The following is a 21,532-nucleotide window of genomic DNA, read 5'->3' as shown; positions in this document are numbered from 1 at the left end:
CATCCTGGGGCGCAGCGCTTGACGGGCATCCATGCCCGTCACCTCCCTCCGCAAGGCCTGCGTTCGGCCTCCTGAAGTCGCGAAGTTACGGGCGGCGCCTGCACTGGCGCAGCTGTCGCTAGCGGGCTTCGGGGGTAGACTCCTGATCGGCAACGGCAACGGCAACGGCAACGGCAACGGCAACGGCAACGGCCCACGGTGGCGTGTACTTCGCCACGTAGACGCCTGGCTTGCACAGGAGCCGGATGTGATCAAATACCCCCGTAATCCCTAAGCCCCACCTCATGTGAACCGTTCATCAAAAAAGCTGTAGACACATTGTCTAACGGCGCCCTATATTCATTATACAAACTGTAGACACAAGCATATGACAACCAAAAAGGCCGCCATGAAAGCCAACGCTGATGTCCAACCGTCCACCGACGAGGTGCCCATCGATCGCAAGGGCGTGCTTGCCGAGGCCCTGCGCCGGCGCATCCTCAGCATGGAGCTGGCGCCGGGAGCGGTGGTCGACGAACTGGCGCTGTGCGACGAATTCGGCCTGTCGCGGCCTCCGGTTCGCGAGCTGTTGCGGCAGATGGCTGCCGAGGGTTATGTGGAGCTTGAGGCCAACCGGGCCCCGCGGGTGGCGGCGATGAACCACGATTCGCTGCACAGCTTCTTCCTGGCCGCGCCGCTGATCTACATCGCCACCACGCAACTGGCAGCCACCCATGCCACGGCGGCGGAGATCGAAGGGCTCAAGGCCATCCAGGCACTGTTCCGCCAGGCCATCGAGAGCAAGGACGTGGAAAACCGCGTGCTCTACAACGATGCCTTCCACCTGGAGATCGGCAAGATCGCCCACAACGACTACCTGCTGCCCAGCCTGCGCCGCCTGCTGATCGACCACACCCGCCTGGGCAAGATCTTCTACCGTCACCCGACCACCGACGACATGCAGCGCGACCTCGAGCTGGCCTGCATGCAACACGATCAGATGATCGAGGCGATCGAACGCCGCGATCCGCAAACCGCGGGGCAACTGGTGCGCGAGCACTTCGAGCTGTCCCGTCGGCGCATGGCCGAATACGCGGCGCCCCAGGGAATGGAAGTGGCACTGGCCTTGTGACGTGATGCTCACCGCCCCCCAATCTTCCGGCAGGAGGCCGGAACGGGCGGGCGTGATGAGGAACAGACCTAACAACAATATCTGGTTCCTGAAATGACAAAGATCACCTCGTTGCCCGCCGATGACAGTACCTGCGGCTGGTACCACCTGAGCAAGGGGCGCCGCACCCGGGTGCCGCACGCCGGCCATACCACGGCGCGCTGGGTCATCGTCGGTGCCGGGTTCACCGGCCTTGCCGCCGCGCGGCAGCTGGCGCTGAACTTTCCCGAGCAGCAGATCGTGCTGCTGGAAGCCCAGGAGGTCGGCTTCGGCTCGTCCGGGCGCAACGCCGGGTTCGCCATCGACCTGCCCCATGACATCGGTGCCGACGACTACATCGGCGACATCGGCGTGGCGAGCAAGACGCTCAAGCTCAACCTCAGTGGCCAGGCGTTCCTCAAGGAGCTGGTGGAGCGCTTCCAGATCGACTGCCAGATGAAGCACTGCGGCAAGTACCAGGCCGCCGTCGAGCCACGCGGCATCGCCGTGCTCGATGCCTACCGCCGGGGCCTGGACAAGCTCGGCCAGCCCTACGAGATGATCGAGGCAGACGAGCTGCCCGAACACATCGGCACCACGTTCTACCGCAAGGCCCTGTTCACCCCGGGCACTTCGCTGGTGCAGCCCTCGGCGCTGGTCAAGGGGCTTGCCGACAGCCTGCCAGCCAATGTCACCCTGTACGAGCACACGCCGATCACCGAGGTCGAGTACGGCGCCAAGACCGTGCTGCGGCACGCCAACGGCTCGATCACCACCGACAAGCTGATCCTCACCACCAATGCCTTCGGCATGAGCTTCGGTTTCCTCAAGGGCCGCATGCTGCCGGTGTTCACCTATGCCAGCCTGACCCGCCCGATGACGCCCGAGGAACAGCTGCGCCTGGGCGGTAAGCCATACTGGGGGGTGATCCCGGCCGATCCGTTCGGCACCACCGTGCGGCGCACGCCGGACAATCGCCTGCTGATCCGCAACAGCTTCAGCTTCAACCCCGATGGCCGGGCCAACCGCAAGTACCTGGAGTGCTTCGCCGTGCGCCATCGCGATGCCTTCGAGCGGCGCTTCCCGATGGTCTCCGGCCTGCCGTTCGAGCATACCTGGGGTGGCGCGCTGGCGATGTCGCGCAACCACACGGGCTTCTTCGGCGAACTGTCGCCCAATGTCTATGGCGCCCTGTGCTGCAACGGCCTGGGCGTGACCCGCGGCACGGCCACCGGCAAGTTGCTGGCCGACTGGCTGGCGGGCGAACGCAATGAACTGATCGATTTCGTGCTGAATGCACCGGGCCCCTGCGCCAATCCACCGGCCGCGCTGGTGTCGCTGGGCCTTAACCTTAATCTCAAGTGGGGGCAATACCGCGCCGGGCAAGAAAGTTGATGTGATTTAAAGCGTTATTAACAACTTGATATTCGCTGGGCGTTGATTGCCCGGCCTGCGGTTTCTATTGCGTGCTGTTTGGGTTCGAAGTGCAACTTCGACCGTTCGGAGCTGAAATTGAATTTCGGTTTCGCGGGTTCGCTCGCCCTGAAAACGGCCTGCGTTTGATGATGGCAGGAGACAATAATGACAAATACCAATGTATCAATCGAAGACGTACCGCTTAATCGCTTTCATCAATTGCTCACCGTGCGTTCCGGCGGTGGCTCGTTCGTCGATGGCTATGTGCTGAGCATCATTGGCGTGGCCCTGGTGCAGATGTCCGCGGGCCTTTCGTTGAGCAGTTTCTGGCAGGGCATGATCGCCGCTTCGGCGTTGATCGGGATTTTCTTCGGCGGCTTTCTCGGTGGCTGGCTGACCGACCGCTTCGGGCGCAAACGGGTGTTCTTCGTCGGCCCCACCTTGTTCATTCTCGCCTCGCTCAGCCAGTTCTGGGTGGAGTCGGGGCTGGTGCTGTTCCTGCTGCGTTTCACGCTCGGTATCGCCGTGGGCATCGAATACCCCGTGGCCACTTCGCTGCTGGTGGAGTTCCTGCCCAGGAAGAACCGCGGCCCGCGCCTGGCCACCCTGACCATTCTCTGGTTCGCCGGTGCGGCCTTCGCCTACATCCTCGGCGACTTCCTCCTGCGTCAGGGCGGCGACGATGCCTGGCGCCTGGTGCTGGCCAGTCCGGCGCTGATCGGCGCGCTGCTGGTCCTGATCCGCCTGGGGACGCCGGAGTCGCCGCGCTGGCTGCTGAGCAAGGGCCGCGCAAGTGAAGCCGAGGCGGTGATCAAGAGCGTCTACGGCGACACCTTCTCCCTGCGCAACCTGCCCGAGGAACCGGAGCAGAAGAAACTGTCGTTCCTCAGCCTGCTGCATTCGGGCTATGGCAAACGCATGATGTTCGTCGCGGTGTTCTGGTCCTGCTCGGTGATCCCGGTATTCGCCGTGTACGCCTTCGCGCCGAAGGTGCTTGGCGCGCTCAACCTCAAGGGCGACTGGGCCTCGTTCGGCTCGGTGGCGATCACCTTGCTGTTCGTGGTCGGTTGCATCGTCGCCACGCGGCTGATCAACAGCATGGGCCGGCGCAGCATGCTGATCCACAGCTTCTTCTGGTCGGGGCTGGCGCTGCTGGGGCTGGGGGTGTTCCACGCAGGTTCCGAACTGCTGATCCTCGGTCTGTTCGGCGCCTACGCGCTGTTCATCGGCGGCGCCCAGGTGCTGCAGCTGGTCTATCCCAACGAACTGTTCCCCACCGAGATCCGCGCCAACGCCGTGGGCGTCGGCACCTCGCTGTCGCGGGTTGGCGCTGCGATCGGCACCTGGCTGGTGCCGCTGGTGCTCGATGGCTATGGCATCGCCTTCACCATGTACGCGGCAGCCGCGGTCACCCTGCTCGGCTTGCTGGTGGCCTGGGCGCTGGCCCCGGAGACCCGAGCGCTCAACCTGCAACAGGCAGCCGCCCTCAATTGATCCCTTGCACCGCGCCGGGCTTGCCCGACGCGGCCTGAAACCTTGTGTCCAATGGAGTACCTGATCGTGAAATTCGAAGGCATCTACACCCCGGCAATCACCCCCCTGGCCACTGACGGCTCGATCGACAAGGCGGCCTTCGCCGAGGTTCTCGAATACCTGGTCGAGGCCAAGATCCACGGTGTGATCATCGGCGGCTCCACCGGCGAATACTACGCCCATACCACCCAGGAGCGCGTCGAGCTGGCGGCCCAGGCCAAGGATGTGCTCAACGGTCGCCTGCCGCTGATCGTTGGCACCGGCGGCATCCGCACCGAGGACGCCGTGGCCTTCGCCAGGCACGCCAAGGAGATCAAGGCCGATGCGCTGCTGGTCGGCACACCGCCCTATGCGCTGCCGACCCAGCAGGAAATCGCCCTGCATGTAAAAGCGGTGGACGCCGCCGCCGGCCTGCCGATCATGCTCTACAACTATCCCGGCCGCATGGGCGTGAGCATGGGCGATGAGTTCTTCGATGCGGTGGCCGATGTGCAGAACATCGTCGCCATCAAGGAAAGCTCCGGCGACATGGCCCAGTTGCACCGCCTGGCCATTCGGCGCCCGCACATCCAGCTGTCCTGCGGCTGGGACGACCAGGCCCTGGAGTTCTTTGCCTGGGGCGCGAAAAGCTGGGTCTGCGCCGGCTCCAACTTCATCCCTCGCGAGCATGTGGCGCTCTATGAGGCGTGCGTGCTGGAGAAAGACTTCGACAAGGCGCGCCGCATCATGGCGGCGATGATGCCGCTGATGGACTTCCTCGAAGGGGGCAAGTTCGTCCAGTCGATCAAGTATGGCTGTGCCCTCGACGGTTTGCGCAGCGGTGGCGTACGCAAGCCTTTGCAGGACCTCGACGCGGCCGAAAAGCAGGCACTCGAGCGGGTGGTCGGCGAACTCAAGCGCAATGTCGCGCAGATCACAGGAGGTGCCTGAACATGGCTGAATTACTCAGCAAGGCCGAATACGTGGCCATCGCCGCGAAACTGCAACCGCGTACCAAGGCGTTCATCGACGGCGAGTTCCGCGATGCCGTCGCGGGTAATACCTTCGTCACCAGCAACCCGGCCACCGGCCAGTTGCTGGCCGAAGTGGCTGCCTGCGACGTGCAGGATGTGGACCTCGCGGTGGCGGCTGCCAAGCGTGTGTTCGAGGCCGGTACCTGGTCGAAGCGCCAACCGGGGGAGCGCAAGCAGGTGCTGCTGAAGTTTGCCCAGTTGCTGGAGGAAAATGCCCACGAACTGGCGGTACTGGAAAGCCTGGACAGCGGCAAGCCGGTAAGCGAGTGCCAGAACGTCGATGTGCCGGAAACCATCCACACGATCCGCTGGCACGCCGAACTGATCGACAAGCTCTACGACAACACCGCGCCCACCGGCAACGCCGCTGTGGCCCTGGTGGTCCGCGAGGCCATCGGCGTGGTCGGCCTGGTGCTGCCGTGGAACTTCCCGCTGCTGATGCTGGCCTGGAAGATCGCCCCGTCGCTGGCCGCCGGGTGTTCAATCGTGGTCAAGCCGGCCAAGGAAACCACCCTCAGCGCGCTGCGCGTGGCCGAGCTGGCGCACCAGGCCGGGATTCCGGCTGGCGTGTTCAACCTGGTGCCGGGCGGTGGCCGTGAGGTGGGCGAGGCCATCGGCCGCCACATGGATATCCCGATGGTCAGCTTCACCGGTTCCACCGACACTGGCCGGTTGTTCCTCAAGTATGCCGCCGAGTCCAACCTCAAGCGCATCGTGCTGGAGTTGGGTGGCAAGAACCCGGCGGTGGTGATGAACGACTGCGAGGACCTGGACGAGGTCGCGCAGTTCGTCACTGCCGGGGCGTTCTGGAACATGGGCGAGAACTGCTCGGCGTCGTCGCGGCTGATCGTGCACGAGGCGGTGAAGGACGAGTTGCTCGGCCTCATGGCCAAGCACCTGAAGGACTGGCAGCTGGGTGATCCGCTCGACCCGGAAAACCGCCTGGGCGCGATGGTCAGCAAAGCCCACTTCGAGAAGGTGCGTTCATACCTGGAGTACGCCGCCGAGCATTCGCTCAAGGTGGTGCAGGGGGGCGAGACGCAGGAAGGTGTGTACGTGCAACCGACCATCGTCGACGGCGTGGCGCGGGACAGCCGCCTGTTCGTCGAGGAAATCTTCGGACCGGTGCTCAGCGTGACCAGTTTCACGACCATCGACGAAGCCATCGAGCTGGCCAACGATACGGTCTACGGCCTGGCCGCGTCGGCCTACACCGGCAGCCTGCGCAATGCCTTGCGCCTGTCGCGGGAGATCCGCGCCGGGGTGGTGACGGTGAACTGCTTCGGCGAGGGCGATGCTTCGACGCCATTCGGCGGCTACAAGGAGTCCGGGTTTGGTGGCCGCGACAAATCGCAGTGGGCGCATGACCAGTACACGGAGCTGAAGACCATCTGGATCAACGCTACGTAAGCGTTAGCAGGATCAAGCCCGCTCCTCCAGGGACCACGCAATCCTGGAAGGGCGGGCTTGCCCTGCGAGAGGCCAGATCTGCCTACTTGAACTTGGGCCCCGACCGCGTATTCAACCCCTTGGCCATGCGGTCATACAGCACCACATTCACCGTCGCCGCCAGGTTCATGCAGCCCTGGGTCGGGATATAGATGGTCTCTTCGCACCAACCGCGCACGTCTTCGCTCAGCGAGCCATCCTCAGGTCCGAAGATGTAGATCGCCCGGTCCGGGTGGGTGTAATCGGGCAGGGGGCGCGCACCGTCCACCAGTTCTACCGCCACCGGCGTGCAACCCAGGGGGATGATGCGCTGCAGGTCGTCGATGCCGATCAGCGGGATGTCGTAGTGCACGCGCTTGGTATCGGTGACGAAATCCCGGGCGCGCTCATAGCGCTTGCCGGTGTAGAACACCGAATTGACCCCATAGCAGCCGGCCGCGCGCATCACCGAACCGACGTTCTCGGCGGATTTGGGGTTGAACAGGCCGATGCAGCTGTACCGTTTGTTCGCCACGTGTCGGGGCCCTTCGCAAAAAAAAGAGCGCGATTATACGGGCTTGCCGACACGGCGGGGGCGGGAATCGACGGTCAGTCCTTCTTCATCAGCGCGGCCAGGCCGGCGAACGGGTTGTGGGTGGCCACGGCGACTTTCGGCGTGCTCAGCGAACCTTCGCTGAAATACTGCTGGTCGGTGTAGCGGGCGTGCTCGTTGTCGTGGCAGTACAGGCACAGCAGTTCCCAGTTGGAGCCGTCCTGGGGGTTGTTGTCGTGGTTGTGGTCACGGTGATGCACGGTCAGTTCCGACAGGCGTTTGCCGGAGAACTCGCGGGTGCAGCGGCCGCAGACGTGGGGGTACATTTTCAGCGCCTTGTCGCGATAGCCCATTTCCTTGTCGCGCTTGGCGTCGGCGAGGATACGGTCGAGGCGGGCGGTGGCGTCGGAGGTGGAACTCATGGTGTTACCTTTTTTCTAATCAGGGCAATGACGGTTATGTCCTTGAGTCTAGCGCGCCAGTCGGGCGGGCGGACAGGCAAAAATGCGCCATTGGGCATAGCCTGTAGGAAGGTTTCTGACAGGAGGCTGCAGATGTTGCATGCGATCCTCGCTGCATTGTTGCTTGGCACAGTGCCGTTGGCCGACGCTGCGGGTCAGCAGCGGCCGCTCACGACCGTCTCGGGGGCACCGGGGACGCCGACGCCGACACCCTACCCGCAGATCACCCCGAGCACGCCGCCCAAGGCCGGCGCCAACCGGCCCGGCGCGCCGCTGCTGCCGCCCATGCCGGTGCCGGGGCCGCCGAAGGACCAACCGTTGCCGGGGTTGAACCAGGATCCGCCAAAACCGCCGCCCAAGCGCGATTAGACCTGCTGTGCCAGGCGCTGGCCATCCTGCATCCGCAGGCGCCGTGAAAGCGCCACGGCCAGGGCGCGAATGATGCGGGCGGCAATGCGCGGCGCGTCGGCGAGCATCTTCTCCAGCGAATCCTTGCCCAGGGTCAGCAACTGGCAGTCGCTGGCGGCCACGCAGGTGGCCGAGCGGCGCTCGCCGTCGAGCACGGCCATCTCGCCGAAGGCTCGGCCCTTGCGCAAGGTGGCGATTTCCACCTGGGTGCCGTTGCCGTCGGTCTTGCGCACCGAGACCACGCCACGGTGGAGGATGCACATGAAGGTACCGGCGTCGCCTTCACTGAACAGGGTCTGGCCTTCGCTCACGGCGGTGAGGCTGAAATAGCCTGCGGCGGTGACAAAATCGCTGGGCTGCAGGGTATCGAACAGACCGCAGTCCATGAGCATGTCGCGGATTTCGGCGTTCAGGTGCTGGGTGTCGGGCATGTGTTGTTCTTCTTCGCATGTCTGGAAAGCGCCGCGTGCGCACAATCAGTGGCCGTGGCGCTTGTGAGACAACGAAATTCGCGTTTTACGCCACGCCCAGCTCATTGAAGACGAACGCATACTCCAACGCCACGTCGCGCAGCCCCTGGTAGCGGCCGCTCATGCCGCCGTGGCCGGCGCCCATCTCGGTCTTGAGCAGCAGCAGGTTGGCGTCGGTCTTGCGCGTGCGCAGGCGTGCCACCCACTTGGCCGCCTCCCAATACTGCACTCGGCTGTCGTTGTAGCCGGCGATCACCAGCATGGCCGGGTAGTCCTGGGCCCTGACGTTCTCGTACGGCGCGTAGGCCTTGATCCGCGCATATACCTCGGGGTCTTCCGGGTTGCCCCATTCGTCGTACTCGGTGACGGTCAGCGGCAGCTCGGGGTCGAGCATGGTGTTGAGCACATCGACGAACGGCACTTCGGCGATGGCGCAGCGGAACAGCTCGGGGCGCAGGTTGAGCACCGCGCCCATCAGCAGGCCGCCGGCACTGCCGCCACTGATGGCCAGGCGTTCGCGGCTGGTCACGCCTTCGGCGATCAGGTGTTCGGCGCAGGCGATGAAGTCGTCGAAGCTGTTGTGCTTGTGTTCCTGCTTGCCGGCCCGGTACCAGGCTTCACCCAGCTCGCCACCACCGCGCACATGGGCGATGGCGAAGGCCACGCCACGCTCCAGCAGGCTCAGGCGGGCATGGGAGAACCACGGGTCGAGGCTCTCGCCGTAGGCACCATAGCCGTAGAGGTAGAGCGGCACCGTCTTGCCTTCGTCGGCGCGACGGCGCACCAGGCTGATCGGTACCCGGGTGCCGTCCTTGGCCACCGCCCACAGGCGCTGGCTGATGTAGTCGTCGGCGTCGAAGGCGCCGAGCACCGGGGTCTGCTTGAGTACCTGCTGGGCGCCTGTGGCCAGCTCCAGCTGACGCACCTGGGCCGGGCGGTTGAGTGCTTCGTAGCGCAGGCGGATGCGCGAGCTGGCGAATTCCAGGCTGTCCTGCACGTAGAGGCTGTAGGCGGCGTCCGGCAGTTCGACGCGGTAGGCCGGCAGGCCTTGCGGGCGCACTTCGATGATTGGCAGGCCGCCTTCGCGCAGGCTCAGGGACAGCGCCGAGGCATTGAGGCTCACGCCTTCGAGCATGATGTCGTCGCGGTGCGGCACCAGCACCTGCCATTGCGCGCGGGCCGGCACGCTGTCTGCCGGAGCATGGAACAGGGCGAAGTTGATACCGTCCTGGTTGCTGCGGATGAACCAGCGCCATTGACCGTCGAGCTGGCCATGGTCGGGGAAGTACTCATGGCCTTCGACCCGTGGCGCCAGGCAGGTGAAGTCGGCGTGCGGCGTGGCCGCATCGAGTACCCAGGCTTCGCTGGTGGTCTTGCTGTTGAGCAGCAGCACCAGTTGGCGTTCGGAGCTGGCGCGGTAGCAGTGCAGGAAGAAACGTCCGTCGGGCTCTTCGAATACGCTGGTGGCCGCGGCCTCGCCCAGGGTGTGGCGGCGCAGGCGCCAGGGGCGGTGGGTGTCGTCCAGCTCGGCGAAGAACAGCGTCTGGCTGTCGTTGGCCCAGGTCATGCTGCCGTCGCAGTCGTCGAAGGGCAGCGCGCTCAGCGCGCCGCTGGCCAGGTCCTTGACGTACAGGGTGTAGACCTCGTCGCCGCTGGTATCCAGGCTGTAGGCCAGCAGGCGATGGTCGGGGCTGATGCTGAAGGCGCCGAGGGAGAGGAAACCGCCGTTCGCCAGCGCATTGGGGTCGAGCAGCAGTTCCTCGCGGCTTTCATCGACCGTATTGCTGTCGTCGGCCGGGCGCGGGCAGCGGTAGTGGCGCGGGTACTCGTCGCCGGCGGTGGTGCGGGTGTAGTAGAGGTACGGACCCCAGGGCGAGGGCAGCGACAGGTCGGTCTCGAGGATGCGGCTCTTGATCTCTTCGAACAGTTGCTCACGCAGCGGCGCCTGGTCGGCCAGGCAGGCTTCCTGGTAGGCGTTTTCCTCGGCCAGGTAGGCCAGCACCTCGGGCGTGTCGCGGTCCTGCAGCCAGGCGTAGGGGTCGTTGCCGTCGGCTTGATGGGCGATAGGGGCGGGAAGGGTCAGGGGCATGGGTGATCTCATCGATGATGGGCCCCTCGCGAGGGGCCACTGCGGGTCGCATGCGGTGCGGGGGCAGCCTGCGCCGGTAAAAGTGTTTATCATAGGCGTCTCTTTGCCTGGCTTGCACCAACACCATGACCGAACACGACTATACGCTGGCCTGGGGCCTGTACGCCGTTGCCGCCCTGGGCTGCCTGCTGGTGGGCTTCAAGCTGACCGGCTGGATGTGGCGCTGGCTGCGCGAGCCGCTGCGGGTGATCATCGCCGTGCTGCTGTTCGCCCCGACCATCGTCGACCCGGTCAAGGAAAGCTTCGCCCCGGCCATCGCCATCACCGCGCTGGACCTCGCCTTCAAGGTCGGCAACAACGCCTGGCGCGCAGCCTCGGACCTTGCCATGTACGGGATGATCGCCTTTGCCCTGTACTTCGTCTTCGTGCTGATCCGCTGGCCGCTGGAAAAGCGTGCCCGCGAACGCCGTGCCCAGCGCGAGGCTGCCGCCCAGCGCCAGGCCAAGGAAGAGGAAGAGGTCGTGGCCGATGCGTCCCTGGCCGCCAATCGTCACGACCGCTACCGCGACGATCCTTCACCGGCCCCCGTGCGCCGCTCCGGCCCCGGGCAGGGCCGCGTCGAACCCCGTCTGTAAGCCAGGAGCCGCGAACATGTGCGAACTGCTGGGCATGAGCGCCAACGTCCCCACCGATATCGTCTTCAGCTTCACCGGCCTGATGCAGCGCGGCGGGCGCACCGGCCCGCACCGCGATGGCTGGGGCATCGGTTTCTACGAGGGGCGCGGCCTGCGCCTGTTCCAGGACCCGGCGGCGAGCAGCGAGTCGGAAGTGGCCAACCTGGTGCAGCGCTACCCGATCAAGAGCGAAGTGGTCATCGGTCATATCCGCCAGGCCAACGTCGGCAAGGTCTGCCTGTCCAACACCCACCCGTTCGTGCGCGAGCTGTGGGGCCGCAACTGGTGCTTCGCGCACAACGGCCAGCTGGGTGACTTCGCCGGCCAGCGCACGTTCTACCGACCAATTGGCGACACCGACAGCGAGGCCGCCTTCTGCGACCTGCTCAATCGTATCCGCGAGGCCTTCCCCGAGCCGGTGGAAGCCGAGCAGCTGCTGCCGGTGCTGGTCGAGGCCTGCGCCGAGTACCGCGGCAAGGGCGTGTTCAACTGCTTGCTCAGCGACGGCGACTGGCTGTTCTGCTTCTGCTCGACCAAACTGGTGCACATCACCCGCCGCGCACCGTTCGGTGCGGCGCGGCTGAAGGATGTCGACCTGATCGTCGACTTCCACACGCAAACCACCCCCAACGACGTGGTCACGGTGATCGCCACCGAGGCCCTGACCGAGAACGAGACCTGGAACCGCTACGAGCCGGGGCAATGGGGTCTGTGGCGCCATGGTGAGTGCGTCGCCCACGGCCAGAGCTAAGGAAGCTCCATGTTCAGAAGTTACCTGCGTTTGCTGTTGTTCACCTTCGGCCTGCTGGCCGGTCTCCAGGTGCCGGGGCTGGTCAAGGACTACAGCCAGCGCGTCGAGGCGCACCTGCTCGAGTCGCGCCAGGCCCTGGACGGCTTCCGCCAGACCGCGCAGCGTTTCTTCAACGGCGACCTGCAGGCGCTGGTGCGACATTACCGCGGCAGCGACGATCCGGTGTTCAACAGCGATGCCAACAGCATCGAGAGCCTGCTGATCCGCAACCAGGCGTTGGAGCATGAATGGCAGGCCCTGCAAGGCTCGTGGGTGAGCCGCACCTGGCATGTGCTGGTGCAGCCGGAGCCGACGCTGCGCGAAGAGACGCTCAAGGGCTACAGCTACCAGATCCTGCTGGTGCCCGAGGCGATCGGCTGGGGAATCGGCAGCGGGTTCGTGCTGGCGTTCGTGGTCGAGAGCCTGTTGCTGGTGATTGGCTGGGTGATCCTCGGTGGGCGGCGCAAGGTGGTGAAGGAAAGCTGGCGGTGATGCTGTTGCTGCCCTGATCGTCGTTCAGACCAGCACGATCCGCTGCCCGCCCACATCCCGCGCATAGCGCTCCAGCACTTGCCGGCACACGTCGACGATCTCGTCCACCAACGCCACGCCGGTCTGCCAGGCCACCACCAGCTCCAGGCTCGGTGGTGGCTGTAAGCCGTCCAGCAACACCAGCTCGCCCCGGCTCAGTTCGCCATCCACCAGTGCCGGTGGCAGCGCGCCGATGCCGAAACCGTCGCGCAGCAGGCGGGTGATCGCCGCCACCGAGTTCACGCAGTTCAGGCGTGGCGCCTCGGCCCCGGCTGCCTGCAACAGGCTGAGCACTTCCTGGTGCGGTCGTGAATTTTTCGAGAAGGTGACGATGCGCTCGCGGGCCAGCTCCGCCAACGAGGCGTAGGTGCGGTGGTGCGGGGAGCCAGCGGCGACGATCCAGCCCATCGGGTAGCGCGCCAGGTCTTGGCTGCGGATCGATTGTTCGCGCAGCAGGTCGGTCTGCAGGATCACGTCGAGAAAGCCCTTTTGCAACTGCTCGCGCAGGTTCAGCGCGGTATCGGCCACCAGCTCGATCTCCACCTGCGGGTAGCGCTCGCCCAGCTCCGCTACCAGTGCGCTCATCCAGGTATGGATGACCGTGTCCATGACCCCCAGGCGAATGCGCCCGGTCTTGGCCCGGTCGCTGTCCAGGGATTGCTTCATGGCCTTGGCGGTGTCGAGCATGCGTTCGGCATATTCCAGCACTTTGGCGCCCTCGGGTGTCAGGCTGACCCCGCGCGAATCGCGCAGCAGCAATTTCACGCCCAGGTCGGCCTCCAGCGCGGCGATGCGGCTGGACACCGAGGCCTGGGTGGTGAACAGCTTCTCGGCGGTGAGGCGGAAGCTCTTGAGCCGGGCGACCCAGACGAAGGTTTCGAGGAAACGAAGGTTCATGATCAGTTTTTCTTGTTCCAGACCGGCGGATTTTCTCATTGGACGTGCCGGGCGCGGCCTCTGAACATGGTGCCCAGGCCGCGACGCCCGACGTCGCCCATAGAACAATACCAACAAGCCGAGGCAACCATGAACCCGACCGGCGTGCAGCAGCAGGCCCCCGCCCGAACCTCGAGCGGCCCTTTCGCCTGGTACCGCGACATCGATTCCCAGCAACGACGCACCTTCTGGAGTTGCAAGATCGGCTACGGCCTGGACGGCATGGACACCCAGATGCTGAGCTTCGTCATCCCCACGCTGATCATGCTGTGGGGCATCAGCACCGCCGAGGCTGGGCTGATCCATACCAGCACGCTGATCGCCTCGGCCCTGGGCGGCTGGATCGCCGGCATCCTCTCCGACCGTATCGGGCGGGTGCGTACCCTGCAACTGACGGTGCTGTGGTTCGCATTTTTCACCTTCCTCTGCGGTTTCGCCCAGAGCTATGAGCAGCTGTTGATCGCCCGTACCCTGATGGGCTTCGGTTTCGGTGGCGAATGGACCGCCGGCGCGGTGCTGATCGGCGAGGTGATCCGTGCCCAGGACCGCGGCAAGGCGGTGGGCATGGTGCAGTCGGGCTGGGCCATCGGCTGGGGCCTGACCGCCATCCTCTACGCGCTGCTGTTCTCCTGGCTGCCGGCCGAGCAGGCCTGGCGCGCGCTGTTCCTGCTCGGGTTGCTGCCGGCGATCTTCGTGATCTTCGTGCGGCGCCTGGTCAAGGATCCGGAGGTCTACCGCGAGGCCAAGGCCGCCGAGACGGTCGCGGCGCCTTCGCACTTCTACGAGATCTTCGCCCCCGGCATGCTGTGGACCACGATCCGCGCCTCACTGCTGACTACTGGTGCCCTGGGCGGCTACTACGCCATCACCTCGTGGCTGCCGACCTTCCTCAAGAACGAGCGCGGGCTGAGCGTGCTGGGCACCGGCGGCTACCTGGCGATGGTCATCGTCGGCTCCTATATCGGCTATGTGGTCAGTGCCTACCTCTGCGACCTGCTGGGGCGCCGGAAGAACTTCATCCTGTTCGCCGTAGGCTCGTTCGTCATCGTCCTGCTCTACACACAGCTGCCGGTCAGCGACAATGTGATGCTGTGGCTGGGCTTCCCGTTGGGCTTCTTCGCCTCGGGCATCTTCAGCGGCATGGGTTCGTTCCTCACCGAGCTGTTCCCCACCCGCATCCGTGGCTCGGGGCAGGGCTTCTGCTACAACATCGGCAAGGTCATCGCGGCCATGTTCCCGCTGCTGATCGGCCTGCTCGGCGAGAAAGTGCCGTTGGGCCTGGGGATTGGCGCCTTCGCCGCGGTGTCCTACGGTGTGGTGATCCTGGCCGCGCTGAGCCTGCCGGAAACCCGCGGCAAAGCGCTCCAGGCGCGCTAAGGTAGGCACCATGAACATTGATACGGAGGTCCGCCAGGTGAAACGCCTGCTACTCAATTGCGACATGGGCGAGAGCTTCGGCAACTGGCGCATGGGCCAGGATGCCAAGGTCATGCCGTTCATCGACTGCGCCAACATCGCCTGCGGCTACCATGCCGGCGACCCTGGCACCATGCGCCGCACCGTGGCTCTGGCGCTGGAGCACCGGGTGGCCATCGGCGCGCACCCGGCCTACCCGGACCTGGCAGGCTTCGGCCGCCGCTCCATGGCCTGCAGCAGCGACGAGATCCGCGACCTGCTGCACTACCAGATCGGTGCCCTGGACGGCATCTGCAAAGTGCTCGGTGGCCGGGTGGCCTACGTCAAGCCCCATGGCGCGCTGTACAACGACATGATGGCCAACCCGGCCATCCTGCGCACCGTGCTCGAGGCCGTGGCGGCATTCGACAGCGGCCTGCCGCTGATGCTCATGGCCACCGCCGACGACAGCGCCGCCCAGGCGCTGGGCGATGAGATCGGCGTGCCGTTGTGGTTCGAAGCCTTCGCCGACCGTGGCTACACCGCCAGCGGGCACCTGATGTCGCGGCGCCTGCCGGACGCAGTGCACCATGACCCGGCGCTGGTGGTCGAGCAGGCCTTGCGCCTGGCCAAGGGCGAGGCCCTGGTGGCCGACGATGGCAGCGAGGTACGGTTGAACGCCAGCACCCTGTGCGTGCATGGCGACAACGATGGTTCCGTGGCCGCGGTACGCCAGATCCGCCAGGCACTCGACGCGCTGGAGCAGGCATGACCCCACGTATCGAAGTGGTGGCCGTCGACAGCCTGATGGTGCGGCTGTTCGATGCCATCGATGAAGGCAACATGCCGTGGATCCTCGCCGCCAGCCAGCGCTTGCGGGACGTCTTTGGCCAACAGTTGATCGACCTGGTGCCGTCCTACACCACGCTGATGGTGCAGTTCGACCTGGCGCCGGGCGAAGCGCGCCGGCGCATCCTGCACGCACTGGAGGGCCTGCGGCCGGATGACGGAAAGGCCGGGCGCAGGCACGAGATCCCGGTTTGGTACCACGCCAGCGTCGGCCCCGAGTTGCCGGTACTGGCTGCGCGAAGCGGGCTGAGCGAAGCGGAAGTGATCGACGTGCACTGTGGCCGTGATTACCCGGTGTTCGCGCTGGGGTTCGCCCCGGGTTTCGGCTTCATGGGGCTGGTCGACGAGCGCCTGGCCACACCGCGCCTGAGCACCCCGCGCAAGCGTGTGGCAGCGGGCAGTGTCGGCATTGCCGAACGCCAGACTGCCGCGTATCCGGCGGTGTCGCCGGGCGGCTGGAACCTGATCGGACGGACGCCGGTGCACCTGTTCGACCGCGAGCGCGAGGGCTATAGCCTGCTGCAACCGGGCGACCGGGTACGTTTCGTGGCCGTCGGGCACGCCGAGTTCATCAACCTGGGCGGTGATGACAGCCCGCTGGAGGCCCAGGCATGAGCCAGTTGAGGATCGAGGCCAGCACCGCGCTGTGCCAATTGCAGGATGGTGGGCGCTTCGGCGTGCGGCATCTGGGGGTGACCCAGGGCGGCGCGCTGGATTGGGTGGCGATGCGCTGGGCCAACTGGTTGCTGGGCAATACCCTGGACAGCGCCGTGGTGGAAATCGCCCTCGGCGGGTTCAGTGTGGTTGCCGAGGAAGATTGCATGCTGGCGTTGGCCGGGGCCGACCTGGATGCGCAGGTCGACGGGCAGGCCGTGGCGCCCTGGACCAGCTTCAACCTCGGCAAGGGCCAGCAGCTGACGCTGCGTCAGCCTCGCCAAGGGGTACGTGCTTATCTGGCGGTGCCTGGCGGGTTCGTGGGCGAGTCGGTGCTGGGGAGTTGTGCCACGGTGGTTCGGGAAGAGCTGGGCGGGGTTGACGGCCAGGGCCGGGCGTTGGTGAAAGGGGAGGTACTGCATGCTGCCGGAGCCATCGCGGGGCAAGTCGGGGCGCCGAACCGCCGCTCCCACGTTCCCGAAACGTTGCGGCCGGTATATGCGGACAAGCCTGTGCTGGACCTGGTGATGGGGGCGCAGATAGGCAATTTCAGCGGCACCAGCCTGTTCGAGGCGTTCAACCGTGACTGGACGCTGGACAGCCGTGCCGACCGCATGGGCATTCGCCTGCTCGGGCCGCAACTGGTCTACCAGGGCGCGCCGATGATCTCCGAGGGAATTCCGCTAGGCGCCGTGCAGGTGCCGCCGGACGGGCAGCCGATCGTACTGCTCAATGACCGGCAGACCATCGGAGGGTATCCACGGTTGGGGGCGTTGACGCCGCTGGCGCTGGCGCAACTGGCGCAGTGCATGCCGGGGGCGGCGGTACGCTTCAGTGCGGTGGTGCAGGACGAGGCGTGGCGCGAGCAGCAGGCTTACCTGAGCCGTTGGGTATGAATGGAGCAGCCCTATCGCGGGCTTGCCCCGCGATAGGTGGGTTTGAAAAGCACTACTTGGACAGGTAACGCATCCCGTCTTCCAACCCCTGCAACGTCAACGGATACATCTTGTCCTCGATCAGGTCCCGCACCAGATGGGTCGAGGCGGTGTAGTCCCAGGCCTGCTTCGGATAAGGGTTGATCCAGATGATCTTCCTGAACTTCTCCATGAAGCGCTGCATCCACACGTACCCGGCCTCTTCGTTCCAGTGCTCGACGCTGCCGCCGGGCTGGGTGATCTCGTAGGGTGCCATGGCCGCGTCGCCGACGAAGATCACTTTGTAGTCGTCGCCGTACTTGTGCAGCAGGTCGAAGGTGGAGAAGCGCTCCGAGGTGCGGCGCAGGTTGTTCTTCCACACCGACTCGTAGACGAAGTTGTGGAAGTAGTAGTACTCCAGGTGCTTGAACTCGGTCTTGCAGGCCGAGAACAGTTCCTCGCAGACCTTGACGTGAGCGTCCATCGAGCCGCCGATGTCGAACAGCAACAGCAGCTTCACCGTGTTGCGCCGTTCGGGGCGCATCTGGATGTTCAGCAGGCCGGCGTCACGGGCGGTGTGATCGATGGTGCCGTCGATGTCCAGCTCCTCGGCGGCGCCTTCGCGTGCGAACTTGCGCAGCCGGCGCAGGGCCAGCTTGATGTTGCGCGTGCCCAGCTCGACCTGGTCGTCGAGATTCTTGTACTCGCGTTGGTCCCAGACCTTCACCGCCTTGCCCTGGCGCTTGCCGGCCTCGCCGACGCGGATGCCCTCGGGGTTGAATCCGCCCGAACCGAACGGGCTGGTGCCACCGGTGCCGATCCATTTGTTGCCGCCGGCATGGCGTTCCTTCTGTTCCTCGAGTCGCTTCTTGAACTCTTCGATTAGCTTGTCCAGCCCGCCCAGGGACTGGATCTGCGCGCGTTCCTCGTCGGTGAGCGAGCGCTCGAACTCCTTGCGCAGCCACTCGTCGGGGATCAACGCCTCGATATGCCGGTCGAGGTTTTCCAGGCCCTTGAAGTAGGCGGCGAAGGCACGGTCGAATTTGTCGAAGTGCCGTTCGTCCTTTACCAGGATGGCGCGGGCCAGATAGTAGAAGGCGTCCATGTCGGCGAACACCACACCTTTTTGCAAGGCATGGTGCAGGTCGAGCAACTCGCGCACCGACACCGGCACCTTGGCCGCGCGCATTTCATTGAACAGGTTGAGCAGCATGGCCCGGCTCCCGTCAGCGGTTGCCGCGCCGGCTCATGAAGGCCAGGCGCTCGAGCAGCGTCACGTCCTGTTCGTTCTTCACCAGGGCCCCGGCCAACGGCGGGATGGCCTTGGTCGGGTCGCGCTCGCGCAGTACCGCCTCGCCAATGTTGTCGGCCATCAGCAGCTTGAGCCAGTCGACCAACTCGGAAGTGGAGGGCTTTTTCTTCAGGCCCGGCACCTTGCGCACGTCGAAGAACACGTCCAGTGCCTCGCTGACCAGCGACTGGCTGATGTTGGGGTAGTGCACATCGACGATCTGCTGCAGGGTGGCGCGGTCGGGGAAGGCAATGTAGTGGAAGAAGCAGCGGCGCAGGAAGGCGTCAGGCAGCTCTTTTTCGTTGTTGGAGGTGATGATGATGATCGGGCGCTGCTTGGCCTTGATGGTCTCGTCGATTTCGTAGACGTAGAACTCCATCTTGTCGAGTTCCTGCAACAGGTCGTTGGGGAACTCGATATCTGCCTTGTCGATTTCGTCGATCAGCAGGATTACCCGTTCGTCGGCCTCGAAGGCCTCCCACAGCTTGCCTTTTTTCAGGTAGTTGCGCACATCGTGGACCTTGTCCACGCCCAGCTGCGAATCGCGCAGGCGGCTGACCGCGTCGTATTCATACAGGCCCTGGTGGGCCTTGGTGGTCGACTTGATGTGCCAGGTGATCAGGCGTGCGCCGAAGGAGGCGGCCAGCTGTTCGGCGAGCATGGTCTTGCCGGTGCCCGGTTCGCCCTTGACCAGCAACGGGCGCTCCAGGGTGATGGCCGCGTTGACCGCCAGCTTGAGGTCATCTGTGGCGACGTAGTCGCGGGTGCCTTCGAACTTCATTAACCGATCCTCTGGGGTGGCTGGCTGGCGTCATTGCGGGCAGACCCGCTCCCTGTGGGAGCCGGCTTGCCGGCGATAGGGCCGGCCCAGGCAATACATGTTTATTGATGTGCCAACGACTATAACGCCACGCCCGACGCGTGAAAACGCAGACCGGGTATTCAGTCCCTGAATGGCGCGTCACCACGCCCGGCTGGATTTGGCGCAGGTACGATCACAACGCGATAGGCATCGTTGAACGGGCTGCGTTGGCCCGGCTACTTGCGCGCATCGATTCGAGCGGCTTGCCCCAGAAGTACACCTTCGGTCGGCTGGGGCATGAGCTACTTTCCAGCGTCCTTTTTTTGCAGTTCAAGGTTTTTATATTTTTCAACGATCTCACTGATTTTCTTGCTGTCCGTGGTAGAGGATATTTCCACGTAGTAATCCCAATGCTGCAGTATCTCGAAGCTTTCAGCATGGCCGAGATGGGCGGCATACTCGGCGTACATCCTGGCTTTTTTGAAATCCTGCGGTACCACTTCACCGACGGCATACAACGTGCTCAGGTTGTTGTAGGCCACCGCTGACCCGGACTCGCCCGCTCTTTCATACAGCGCCACTGCTTTTTTGATGTCTACAGGTGTGCCTAGGCCAGCACGGTACAGGAACGCCAGGCGCGCAAGCGCCGGCGCGTGGCGGCTGTATAGGTTTATGGCTTTTTCGTAATAGGCCACGCTCGCCTTATAGTTTCTCTCGGTATCCGGCAGCCTTTGGTCGCTGTAAATCAGGCCGAGTACGTAGTTGGCGTGCGCGTTGCCGTTTTTGGCGAGCTCGATCAGATGTTCAAACTCCTCACTGTCGCGGGGGTAGGTAGTGGTTTGAGGCTCCGGCGGCGCCGCCAGTTTCATGGCAATCGCTGGGGGTAATGCTGTGCGCGTGTTCATATGATCACTCGACAGGGCTGGCATTGACAGAAGCATTAGCGAAACGGCCAGGCAGCAGCCCAGCCGCTTTCGTCCAGATGTTTTCATGCAATAACCTCTTCAATCATGTCTTTTGAACCGATGGGCTCGGTCGGGAAATAGCCAGCTGTTGGGTTGAAGAAATCATTGCTGATCTTGTGATCGGCTGTTTTGAACAGCACGTCCACTATGTCGCTGACTTGGCCATCCTGCCACATGACAAATGAATGGAGGGCATGGATATTGCCGTTTACATCGGTGATCGGGTTTTTCACGAATGACAAATCGATACTTTTCAAGCCGATATCGATCACTGAATGCAGTTCGGCCGCTTCAGACGCTCCATTACTGTTGATGTCTTGCCAGATTTTCAGGTCGCCCCAGACTGGGTCGTTCATGTCGATAAGCCCATCCAGGTTGCTGTCCAGAGCGGCGAGCGCAACGGCACCGTCCTCAGCTAGGCCTCCGGCGGGTAGCGGGGTGCGATCACCAAAGAGCTCTGAAGCATCATTTATCACGCCATCGTTGTTTCTATCGAGCACCAGAAATCCGCTGCTTTTTCCAGCCCATCCGGTAAGGATTGGATCGGCGTCTCCATCGTAGTCAAATTCAATACCCTGCTCGAGTGGCAGGGTGGTGATGCCGTGCCCCTCAAGGTCAATGAGCAAGGGGGTTTTGAACTGCTCGGCAACTACTTTAATATCCTTTGCGACCTCGTTTGGCGTCTTGGCAAGTTTTATTTCTTTGCCGGCTTTGGCAAACATTTTTGTAACAAAAGTAATGCAGTTGTTGAAGAGGAGGTCGTAGTTTTCGGGCTGTGTTGTTCCGTTCTTGTACCCCTCGACTTGCAGGACCAAGTTGTCCAGCATGTTTACGAATCTGGGGTCGTGGGATTCTACCCGGTGCGAGGACGTGTCTTTATAGATGAGGTGATCATTGAATGAAATGTTGTCGGCTGAGGTGCCCAGATCGCTCCCAGGGCTGAAGCCGATCGAGCCTTTGTATCTTGGCGTGTTTAGCTCAAGGAATACGTGCCCAGTGCTGGACTCATTCCCGCCTTCCATTGCAGATCCAGACTTTGCAGCATGGATGGTAAATGAAGGTCTTCCCGATGACATGAATCCGGGGTTGTAGTTCGGGACCGTCACAGACTCCTCGGCCCGGGTGGTAATGAAGTGCTCTGCCATTGTGTGCTCCTGTCTGTCGACGCGTTTATCCATGTTGCAACGCTGTAGTGCTCTGGCTTGAGGCGCCAGAGGGCCGCGCTTTGAAT

The 21,532-nt window shown here is 64.0% G+C and carries 22 protein-coding genes; 13 read left to right on the top strand and 9 right to left on the bottom strand.

Annotation, left to right across the window (positions count from 1 at the left end; translation table 11 throughout):
- Positions 1-388 precede the first annotated feature (388 nt).
- The 5 genes from ACODS9_RS08485 (at position 389) to ACODS9_RS08465 (ending at position 6,501) form a co-directional block, all read left to right on the top strand.
- Positions 389-1,111, top strand: coding sequence for a GntR family transcriptional regulator (locus ACODS9_RS08485; RefSeq protein WP_367856834.1), 723 nt, complete (start codon positions 389-391; stop codon positions 1,109-1,111).
- Positions 1,112-1,204: 93 nt separating this feature from the next.
- On the top strand, positions 1,205-2,524 hold the full coding sequence (locus tag ACODS9_RS08480) for an NAD(P)/FAD-dependent oxidoreductase (protein ID WP_489093693.1): 1,320 nt from the start codon (positions 1,205-1,207) through the stop codon (positions 2,522-2,524).
- Positions 2,525-2,710: 186 nt separating this feature from the next.
- The gene (locus ACODS9_RS08475) at positions 2,711-4,039 is read left to right on the top strand and encodes an MFS transporter (protein ID WP_401104169.1); all 1,329 of its coding nucleotides are present in this window, start codon (positions 2,711-2,713) and stop codon (positions 4,037-4,039) included.
- 66 nt (positions 4,040-4,105) lie between these two features.
- Entirely contained in the window at positions 4,106-5,008 is a 903-nt protein-coding gene (locus ACODS9_RS08470) for a dihydrodipicolinate synthase family protein (protein WP_489093692.1), read from the top strand.
- 2 nt (positions 5,009-5,010) lie between these two features.
- Entirely contained in the window at positions 5,011-6,501 is a 1,491-nt protein-coding gene (locus ACODS9_RS08465) for an aldehyde dehydrogenase (protein ID WP_489093691.1), read from the top strand.
- An 82-nt stretch (positions 6,502-6,583) separates the two neighbouring features.
- On the opposite strand, the gene ACODS9_RS08460 is transcribed toward ACODS9_RS08465, so the two are convergent.
- Together ACODS9_RS08460 and ACODS9_RS08455 are read right to left on the bottom strand one after the other, a co-directional pair.
- Positions 6,584-7,054 carry an RNA methyltransferase gene (locus tag ACODS9_RS08460; RefSeq protein ID WP_401104160.1) on the bottom strand — a complete coding sequence of 157 codons (471 nt, stop codon included), beginning with the start codon at positions 7,052-7,054 and terminating at the stop codon, positions 6,584-6,586.
- A gap of 74 nt (positions 7,055-7,128) precedes the next feature.
- On the bottom strand, positions 7,129-7,494 hold the full coding sequence (locus ACODS9_RS08455) for a YajD family HNH nuclease (protein ID WP_023632486.1): 366 nt from the start codon (positions 7,492-7,494) through the stop codon (positions 7,129-7,131).
- Positions 7,495-7,626: 132 nt separating this feature from the next.
- On the opposite strand from ACODS9_RS08455, the gene ACODS9_RS08450 reads away from it, so the two are divergent.
- A complete protein-coding gene (locus ACODS9_RS08450) occupies positions 7,627-7,902 on the top strand; it encodes a hypothetical protein (RefSeq protein WP_489093690.1) in 276 nt (91 codons plus the stop codon).
- Here the strand turns inward: ACODS9_RS08450 and ACODS9_RS08445 are convergent.
- Complete coding sequence (locus ACODS9_RS08445) at positions 7,899-8,372, bottom strand: cyclic nucleotide-binding domain-containing protein (RefSeq protein ID WP_489093689.1); 474 nt, start codon at positions 8,370-8,372, stop codon at positions 7,899-7,901. The genes ACODS9_RS08450 and ACODS9_RS08445 overlap by 4 nt on opposite strands.
- An 85-nt stretch (positions 8,373-8,457) precedes the next feature.
- Positions 8,458-10,500, bottom strand: a complete 2,043-nt coding sequence (locus ACODS9_RS08440; RefSeq protein ID WP_489093688.1) for a S9 family peptidase — start codon at positions 10,498-10,500, stop codon at positions 8,458-8,460.
- A 125-nt stretch (positions 10,501-10,625) separates the two neighbouring features.
- On the opposite strand from ACODS9_RS08440, the gene ACODS9_RS08435 reads away from it, so the two are divergent.
- Genes ACODS9_RS08435 through ACODS9_RS08425 form a run of 3 tightly spaced genes read left to right on the top strand, consistent with a single transcriptional unit; the run spans position 10,626 to position 12,456 of the window.
- Positions 10,626-11,135 (top strand): MFS transporter, encoded by a 510-nt coding sequence (locus ACODS9_RS08435; RefSeq protein WP_401104149.1) that lies wholly within the window; start codon positions 10,626-10,628, stop codon positions 11,133-11,135.
- A gap of 16 nt (positions 11,136-11,151) precedes the next feature.
- A complete protein-coding gene (locus ACODS9_RS08430) occupies positions 11,152-11,925 on the top strand; it encodes a class II glutamine amidotransferase (protein WP_038705609.1) in 774 nt (257 codons plus the stop codon).
- A 9-nt stretch (positions 11,926-11,934) separates the two neighbouring features.
- Positions 11,935-12,456 (top strand): DUF2937 family protein, encoded by a 522-nt coding sequence (locus ACODS9_RS08425; RefSeq protein WP_102684379.1) that lies wholly within the window; start codon positions 11,935-11,937, stop codon positions 12,454-12,456.
- Positions 12,457-12,480: 24 nt separating this feature from the next.
- On the opposite strand, the gene ACODS9_RS08420 is transcribed toward ACODS9_RS08425, so the two are convergent.
- Positions 12,481-13,392, bottom strand: coding sequence for a LysR family transcriptional regulator (locus ACODS9_RS08420; protein WP_046856677.1), 912 nt, complete (start codon positions 13,390-13,392; stop codon positions 12,481-12,483).
- Positions 13,393-13,521: 129 nt separating this feature from the next.
- On the opposite strand from ACODS9_RS08420, the gene ACODS9_RS08415 reads away from it, so the two are divergent.
- The 4 genes from ACODS9_RS08415 to ACODS9_RS08400 are packed head-to-tail and all read left to right on the top strand — an operon-like array spanning position 13,522 to position 17,225.
- Positions 13,522-14,808, top strand: coding sequence for an MFS transporter (locus tag ACODS9_RS08415; protein ID WP_038705611.1), 1,287 nt, complete (start codon positions 13,522-13,524; stop codon positions 14,806-14,808).
- A gap of 10 nt (positions 14,809-14,818) precedes the next feature.
- Positions 14,819-15,598, top strand: coding sequence for a 5-oxoprolinase subunit PxpA (locus ACODS9_RS08410; RefSeq protein ID WP_401104144.1), 780 nt, complete (start codon positions 14,819-14,821; stop codon positions 15,596-15,598).
- Positions 15,595-16,290 carry a 5-oxoprolinase subunit PxpB gene (pxpB, locus tag ACODS9_RS08405; protein WP_046856675.1) on the top strand — a complete coding sequence of 232 codons (696 nt, stop codon included), beginning with the start codon at positions 15,595-15,597 and terminating at the stop codon, positions 16,288-16,290. Before ACODS9_RS08410 ends, pxpB begins: the two co-directional genes overlap by 4 nt.
- A complete protein-coding gene (locus ACODS9_RS08400) occupies positions 16,287-17,225 on the top strand; it encodes a 5-oxoprolinase subunit C family protein (protein WP_489093687.1) in 939 nt (312 codons plus the stop codon). Before pxpB ends, ACODS9_RS08400 begins: the two co-directional genes overlap by 4 nt.
- Before the next feature lie 52 nt (positions 17,226-17,277).
- Here ACODS9_RS08400 and ACODS9_RS08395 read toward each other — a convergent pair whose 3' ends face one another.
- The 4 genes from ACODS9_RS08395 to ACODS9_RS08380 all read right to left on the bottom strand — a co-directional run bounded on the left by ACODS9_RS08395 (position 17,278) and on the right by ACODS9_RS08380 (position 21,446).
- The gene (locus ACODS9_RS08395; RefSeq protein ID WP_110697957.1) at positions 17,278-18,456 is read right to left on the bottom strand and encodes a vWA domain-containing protein; all 1,179 of its coding nucleotides are present in this window, start codon (positions 18,454-18,456) and stop codon (positions 17,278-17,280) included.
- A gap of 13 nt (positions 18,457-18,469) precedes the next feature.
- Positions 18,470-19,315: an AAA family ATPase gene (locus tag ACODS9_RS08390; RefSeq protein WP_023629931.1), complete on the bottom strand. Its 846-nt coding sequence runs from the start codon at positions 19,313-19,315 to the stop codon at positions 18,470-18,472.
- A gap of 323 nt (positions 19,316-19,638) precedes the next feature.
- Positions 19,639-20,328, bottom strand: coding sequence for a tetratricopeptide repeat protein (locus tag ACODS9_RS08385; protein ID WP_489093686.1), 690 nt, complete (start codon positions 20,326-20,328; stop codon positions 19,639-19,641).
- A complete protein-coding gene (locus ACODS9_RS08380; RefSeq protein ID WP_489093685.1) occupies positions 20,325-21,446 on the bottom strand; it encodes a hypothetical protein in 1,122 nt (373 codons plus the stop codon). The genes ACODS9_RS08385 and ACODS9_RS08380 overlap by 4 nt, the downstream gene beginning before the upstream one ends.
- Between the last annotated feature and the right edge of the window lie 86 nt (positions 21,447-21,532).

It is taken from the genome of Pseudomonas sp. FG36, from assembly GCF_057809275.1.
This window is presented reverse-complemented; position numbering and strand designations above follow the sequence as displayed.

Bases quoted from the DNA above. Each gene is read 5' to 3' on its own strand.
- ACODS9_RS08485 (WP_367856834.1), top strand. From the start codon at position 389: ATGAAAGCCAACGCTGATGTCCAACCGTCCACCGACGAGGTGCCCATC.
- ACODS9_RS08480 (WP_489093693.1), top strand. From the start codon at position 1,205: ATGACAAAGATCACCTCGTTGCCCGCCGATGACAGTACCTGCGGCTGG.
- ACODS9_RS08475 (WP_401104169.1), top strand. From the start codon at position 2,711: ATGACAAATACCAATGTATCAATCGAAGACGTACCGCTTAATCGCTTT.
- ACODS9_RS08465 (WP_489093691.1), top strand. From the start codon at position 5,011: ATGGCTGAATTACTCAGCAAGGCCGAATACGTGGCCATCGCCGCGAAA.
- ACODS9_RS08455 (WP_023632486.1), bottom strand. From the start codon at position 7,494: ATGAGTTCCACCTCCGACGCCACCGCCCGCCTCGACCGTATCCTCGCC.
- ACODS9_RS08450 (WP_489093690.1), top strand. From the start codon at position 7,627: ATGTTGCATGCGATCCTCGCTGCATTGTTGCTTGGCACAGTGCCGTTG.
- ACODS9_RS08445 (WP_489093689.1), bottom strand. From the start codon at position 8,372: ATGCCCGACACCCAGCACCTGAACGCCGAAATCCGCGACATGCTCATG.
- ACODS9_RS08440 (WP_489093688.1), bottom strand. From the start codon at position 10,500: ATGCCCCTGACCCTTCCCGCCCCTATCGCCCATCAAGCCGACGGCAAC.
- ACODS9_RS08435 (WP_401104149.1), top strand. From the start codon at position 10,626: ATGACCGAACACGACTATACGCTGGCCTGGGGCCTGTACGCCGTTGCC.
- ACODS9_RS08430 (WP_038705609.1), top strand. From the start codon at position 11,152: ATGTGCGAACTGCTGGGCATGAGCGCCAACGTCCCCACCGATATCGTC.
- ACODS9_RS08425 (WP_102684379.1), top strand. From the start codon at position 11,935: ATGTTCAGAAGTTACCTGCGTTTGCTGTTGTTCACCTTCGGCCTGCTG.
- ACODS9_RS08420 (WP_046856677.1), bottom strand. From the start codon at position 13,392: ATGAACCTTCGTTTCCTCGAAACCTTCGTCTGGGTCGCCCGGCTCAAG.
- ACODS9_RS08415 (WP_038705611.1), top strand. From the start codon at position 13,522: ATGAACCCGACCGGCGTGCAGCAGCAGGCCCCCGCCCGAACCTCGAGC.
- ACODS9_RS08410 (WP_401104144.1), top strand. From the start codon at position 14,819: ATGAACATTGATACGGAGGTCCGCCAGGTGAAACGCCTGCTACTCAAT.
- pxpB (WP_046856675.1), top strand. From the start codon at position 15,595: ATGACCCCACGTATCGAAGTGGTGGCCGTCGACAGCCTGATGGTGCGG.
- ACODS9_RS08400 (WP_489093687.1), top strand. From the start codon at position 16,287: ATGAGCCAGTTGAGGATCGAGGCCAGCACCGCGCTGTGCCAATTGCAG.
- ACODS9_RS08395 (WP_110697957.1), bottom strand. From the start codon at position 18,456: ATGCTGCTCAACCTGTTCAATGAAATGCGCGCGGCCAAGGTGCCGGTG.
- ACODS9_RS08390 (WP_023629931.1), bottom strand. From the start codon at position 19,315: ATGAAGTTCGAAGGCACCCGCGACTACGTCGCCACAGATGACCTCAAG.
- ACODS9_RS08385 (WP_489093686.1), bottom strand. From the start codon at position 20,328: ATGAAAACATCTGGACGAAAGCGGCTGGGCTGCTGCCTGGCCGTTTCG.
- ACODS9_RS08380 (WP_489093685.1), bottom strand. From the start codon at position 21,446: ATGGCAGAGCACTTCATTACCACCCGGGCCGAGGAGTCTGTGACGGTC.